This window comes from Mycobacterium sp. (assembly GCF_050701675.1).
Taxonomy (GTDB): domain Bacteria; phylum Actinomycetota; class Actinomycetes; order Mycobacteriales; family Mycobacteriaceae; genus Mycobacterium.
Genome location: NZ_JBOGDD010000812.1, coordinates 1 through 4,888 on the forward strand (window position 1 = coordinate 1; position 4,888 = coordinate 4,888).

Below are 4,888 nucleotides of genomic sequence, written 5' to 3' on the forward strand. Positions count from 1 at the left end.
GGTCATAGGCGTTACCCTCGATGGCCGGCGGTGGGGTCAAGCCGCGCTCGATGCCGTCCAGGCCAGCTGCCAGGTTGGCGGCGATGACCAGGTAGGGATTGGCGTCGGCGCCGCCGATGCGGTTCTCCACCCTGGCGCTGCCGCCCGCGCCGGGAATGGACCGCATCGCCACGGTGCGGTTGTCCAGACCCCACGTGGAACTCGACCCGGCCCACTGGCCGCCTTCGGTGCGTTTGTAGGAGTTGATGGTCGGCAGGTAGATCGCGGTCAGGTCGGCGGCGTGTTCGACGAGGCCGGCCAAATATTGCGAGCCCACCTCGCTGAGCTCATTCGGGTTGTCGGGGTTGGCAAAGGCCGGTGCGCCGTCGCGGTCGACCAGACTCTGGTGCACGTGCCCCGACGAGCCGGCCCAATCGGGCCTGATCTTGGCGATGAACGAGGCGGTGTAGCCGTGGCTGGCGGCCAGCTCCTTGATGGTGTGCTTGAGCAGCAAGGCGTTGTCGGCAGCGGCCAAGGCATCGGAGTAGTGAATGTTGACCTCGAACTGGCCGGGACCGTGCTCGCTGTTGCTGGCCTCGATGAACACGCCGTACTCGGCCAGCTGGCGCCGTATCTCGCCGATGAGGAACTCAGTCCCGGTGTCGCGGTAGACGCTGTAGGTGTGGCTGCCTTCGTTGATCGGCTCCAGGTCGCGCCATCCGCGCCGGGCCAACTCCCGCGCCGTGCCCTTGAAGAGGTAGAACTCGAACTCGTAGGCGGCGATCGCCTGGTAACCGAGATCGCCGGCACGCGCGATCATCGACCGCAGAATGGTGCGTGGCGAGATGTCCAGAGGCCGTCCGTCGCGTTCGAAGATGTCACAGATCACCGACGCCACGCCGGGCTCCCAGGGCACCAGCTTGAGCGTGCTGAGGTCCGGACGCAGGTTGATGTCGGGGAAGCCCGTGTCGTAGCTGGTGTACGCCAGGTCGGAGATGGGTTCGTCCTGCATGTCCCAGCCGAACAGGATGTTGCAGATGAAGGTGCCCTTGTCGTGCACGCTGTCGAGGAAGTAGTCGCGCGAGACGCGCTTGCCCCGCCACAATCCGTCGAGATCGACCGCGCCGATTTTAAAGGTGTGGATCTGATGCTCATCTGCAAAGGCCCTGAGTTCCTCAACGCCGAGTGTTGCTTCTGGGGATGCCATGAATTCCTCGATCCGAAACGGGCTGTTTGAACGACTGTAAGCCGCGTCACTACCGACCGTCTGTGTGCACCATGCACATGTTTGTCCGGGTCACAGTGCGCTGCGCACGTTGAAGCATGCGGGCTGGCGTTCGACGATGGGTGAACCATTCAGCCTGCTCGACGTGAGCCGATGGACATCTGCCCCGCGTATCCGCCCACCCACGAAGGACCGTCTATGTCTGCTGTGAACACCGTCATCAACCCGGCGACCGAAGAGGTCATCACCGAGTTTGCGGTGGCTGACGCCCTCGCCGCGGAGCAGGCGATCGAACGTGCGGTACTCGCCCAGCAGGACTGGATTGCACTGCCGATGGCGACTCGCCGCGACGGGCTCATGGCGATCGCCGCCACCGTCGACGCGCACGTCGGGGAACTGGCCGCGCTGGAATCCGCCGACGTCGGCAAGCCGATCAGCGAGGCCCGCGGCGAGATCGGGGGCGTCGCCGAATGCTTCCGGTACTACGCCGGCGTCATCGACAAGATCCTCGGCGACACCATCCCGGTCGAAGGCGGTGTCGACTTCACCTTCCGTGAGCCGCTGGGCGTCGTGGCGGTCATCGCCCCATGGAACTTCCCGCTTCCGATCGCGTCGTGGAACATCGCTCCGGCGCTGGCTGCCGGCAACTCCGTGGTCGTCAAGCCCGCTGACCTCACCCCCCTGTCCACCCGCCGCTTCGGTGAACTCGTCGCCGCTCTCGACCTGCCGGCACACCTGGTCCAGGTTGTCTCCGGCCCCGGCCGCACCGTCGGCAACGTGCTGACCTCGCACCCGTCGGTAGCCAAGGTCAGTTTCACCGGGTCCACCGAGACCGGGCAGCACGTGATGCGCGCGGCCGCCGGCACCATGAAGCGCATCACCCTCGAACTGGGCGGCAAGTCCGCCAGTGTGATCTTCGCTGATGCCGATCTGGAACGCGCCATCGCCGAGGCGCCGGGTGCGGTGTTCGGCAACACTGGCCAGGACTGCTGTGCGCGTAGCCGCATCCTGGTGCAGCGCAGCGTGTTCGATGACTTCGTCGAAGGATTCGTCGCAGCGACGCGCAACATGCGCATCGGCGACCCCAAAGACGAGCGCACCGTGCTGGGGCCGCTGGTGTCTGCGGCGCACCGCGCGTCGGTACAGAGCTTCCTGACTGCAGGCGTCAAGGCGACGGTGGCCGGTGACGCACCCGAGGGCACCGGATTCTGGATGGCGCCGCGGGTGGTGATCAACCCCGACCCGTCTTCGCGCGTGGTCACCGACGAGATCTTCGGCCCGATCGCCGCGCTGCTGCCCTTCGACGACGAGGACGACGCCGTCCGGTTGGCCAACGACACGGTGTACGGATTGAGTGGTTCGATCTGGACCCGCGACATCGGCCGGGCCTTCCGCGTCGCGCGCCGGGTCGAGACCGGGACGCTGTCGATTAACTCGAACTCCTCGGTGCGCGTGCAGACCCCGTTCGGCGGATTCAAGCAGTCGGGCTTCGGCCGAGAACTCGGCATGGCCGCCATCGACGGCTACACCGAGCTGAAGAACGTGTTCGTCAAGACGGCGGTCTAGCCGTGGCCTACGCCATCACCCGGAGCTGCTGCAACGACGCCACCTGTGTGTCGGTGTGCCCCGTGAACTGCATCCACCCTGCACCCGACGAGCCTGGCTACGCCACCGCCGAAATGCTCTACATTGACCCCCAGACGTGCATCGACTGCGGGGCGTGTGTGGACGTGTGCCCGGTCGAGGCCATTCATCCCGACTTCGAGCTAGAAGAGGCGGACGAGCGCTACCTGCAGGTCAATCAGCGCTACTACGACGATCCCGCCAAGGCGGACTACCCTCCCACCCGATCCAAGCTGGTCGTCGCGCCGCTGCAGCTCGACCAGCCTCAGCCGCTGCGCGTGGCGATCGTGGGATCCGGACCCGCCGGCTGCTACGCCGCCGAAGCCCTGCTCAATCGCAAGGGCCTCGACGTCGACGTGCACGTCTTCGAACGGCTGCCAGCGCCATGGGGGTTGGTGCGCTACGGGGTGGCACCCGATCACCCCACCACCAAGGCAGTCGCCGCGCAGTTCACCAAGATGGCCACCCGCAACGGTCTGAGCATGCATCTCAACGTCGAGGTCGGCACCCATTTGTCCCATGACGAACTGCTCGCCCATCACCACGCGGTCATCTATGCCTCCGGCGCCGCGCACGATCGGCAACTGACGATCACCGGTGAAGACCTGCCCGGTTCGCATTCGGCGACCGACTTCGTCGGCTGGTACAACGGTCACCCCGACAACGCCGAACGCACCTTCGACCTCAGCGGCGAGCGAGCAGTGATCGTCGGCAACGGCAACGTCGCCCTCGACGTCGCCCGCATTCTCGTCCTGCCGGCAGATGCTTTGGCCCGCACTGACATCGCCGAGCACGCGTTGCGCGCACTGACCGACAGCGCCGTCACAGAGGTCGTCGTCCTCGGTCGCCGCGGCGCCCAGCATGCGTCGTTCACCACCCCCGAATTGCTTGCGTTGAGCAACACCGAGGGCGTCGACGTCGTGGTCGACGATCCGGACACACTCCCCGACCCGGCTCTGATCGAAGATCCCATCGTCAAGCTTAAGGTGGAAATCCTCCACGAGAGTGGCGCCCGTACGCCCTCGGGAGCGCCCAAGCGAATCCGGTTGCGATTCCTGGCATCTCCGGTCGGCGTCCTCGGCACCGAGCGCGTAGCGGGGGTCCAGGTCGCACGCAACGAGATGGTCACAGACGCCAGCGGCACGGCGCGCGCCCAATCCACCGGCGACACGACGGATGTGGAATGCGGGCTGCTGCTGCGCTCGGTGGGCTACCGGGCGCAGCAGCTGCCCGGTCTGCCGTTCGACGAGGGCACTGCCACCTTGCCCAACACCGAGGGCCGGGTGATCGACCCCGCCGCCGGCACCCCGGTCACCGGTGTCTACGCCGCCGGTTGGCTCAAACGGGGCCCGTCAGGGGGGATCGGCACCAACAAGGCCTGCGCGGCCGAGACCGTCGGCGCATTAATCGAGGACTACGTGGCGGGCCGCCTCGTCGAGCCCCGCGCCGACCGCGACGACCTCGGCGCCCTGATCGACGCCCGTCAACCCGAGGCCATGACCTTCGCCGACTGGCAGGTCATCGACAAGCACGAACGCGGCGCCCGACCCCGCGGTCCCCGCCAGAAGCTCACCACGATCGACGAGATGCTGCGCGTCGTCCGCAGCCGCCAGGAGGTACTCCAGTGACCAGATCGCGCATCCTGGTCCGCGCTGCGGTCCTTGAACAGCCCGGCAAGCCGCTGCAGATGCGGGAGCTGTTCCTCGACGAACCCGCCGACAACGAAGTGCTCGTCCGCACCGAGCGCGCCGGTCTGTGCCACAGCGACCGGCACTACATCACCGGCAGCCTGTCCATCGCCACCCCAGCGGTACTGGGACACGAAGTCGCCGGGATCGTCGAACGCGTCGGCGCCGCGGTCACCCGGCTCAACCCAGGCGACCGCGTCGTGGCCACCGTCACCCCACCCTGCGGTGCCTGCCCGTTCTGCGTCTCCGGACGCCCCACCCAATGCGGGCGCGTCGACGAGATGCGCCGCCGTGACCAGCCGCGCATGGTCACCGCCGACGGCACCCCCGTTCAAACGCTTGGCGGCGTGGGCGCATTCGCCGAAGGCTTCCT

4 protein-coding genes are annotated in these 4,888 nt (G+C 67.0%); 3 read left to right on the forward strand and 1 reads right to left on the reverse strand.

Annotated elements, in window-relative coordinates; translation table 11 throughout:
* The coding region (locus ACRDUX_RS24865) for a glutamine synthetase family protein (RefSeq protein WP_526417520.1) at positions 1 to 1,186 on the reverse strand (1,186 nt) is incomplete at its 3' end.
* Positions 1,187 to 1,402: 216 nt separating this feature from the next.
* Here ACRDUX_RS24865 and ACRDUX_RS24870 point away from each other — a divergent pair.
* The 3 genes from ACRDUX_RS24870 to ACRDUX_RS24880 all read left to right on the forward strand — a co-directional run.
* Entirely contained in the window at positions 1,403 to 2,770 is a 1,368-nt protein-coding gene (locus ACRDUX_RS24870; protein WP_526417522.1) for an aldehyde dehydrogenase family protein, read from the forward strand.
* A 2-nt stretch (positions 2,771 to 2,772) separates the two neighbouring features.
* Positions 2,773 to 4,455, forward strand: a complete 1,683-nt coding sequence (locus tag ACRDUX_RS24875) for an FAD-dependent oxidoreductase (RefSeq protein WP_526417524.1) — start codon at positions 2,773 to 2,775, stop codon at positions 4,453 to 4,455.
* Positions 4,452 to 4,888: alcohol dehydrogenase catalytic domain-containing protein (locus ACRDUX_RS24880; RefSeq protein ID WP_526417526.1), on the forward strand; the 437-nt coding region annotated here is incomplete at its 3' end. The genes ACRDUX_RS24875 and ACRDUX_RS24880, both read left to right, overlap by 4 nt.

Coding starts and splice junctions, on each gene's coding strand:
- ACRDUX_RS24870 (WP_526417522.1), top strand. CDS start 1,403: ATGTCTGCTGTGAACACCGTCATCAACCCGGCGACCGAAGAGGTCATC.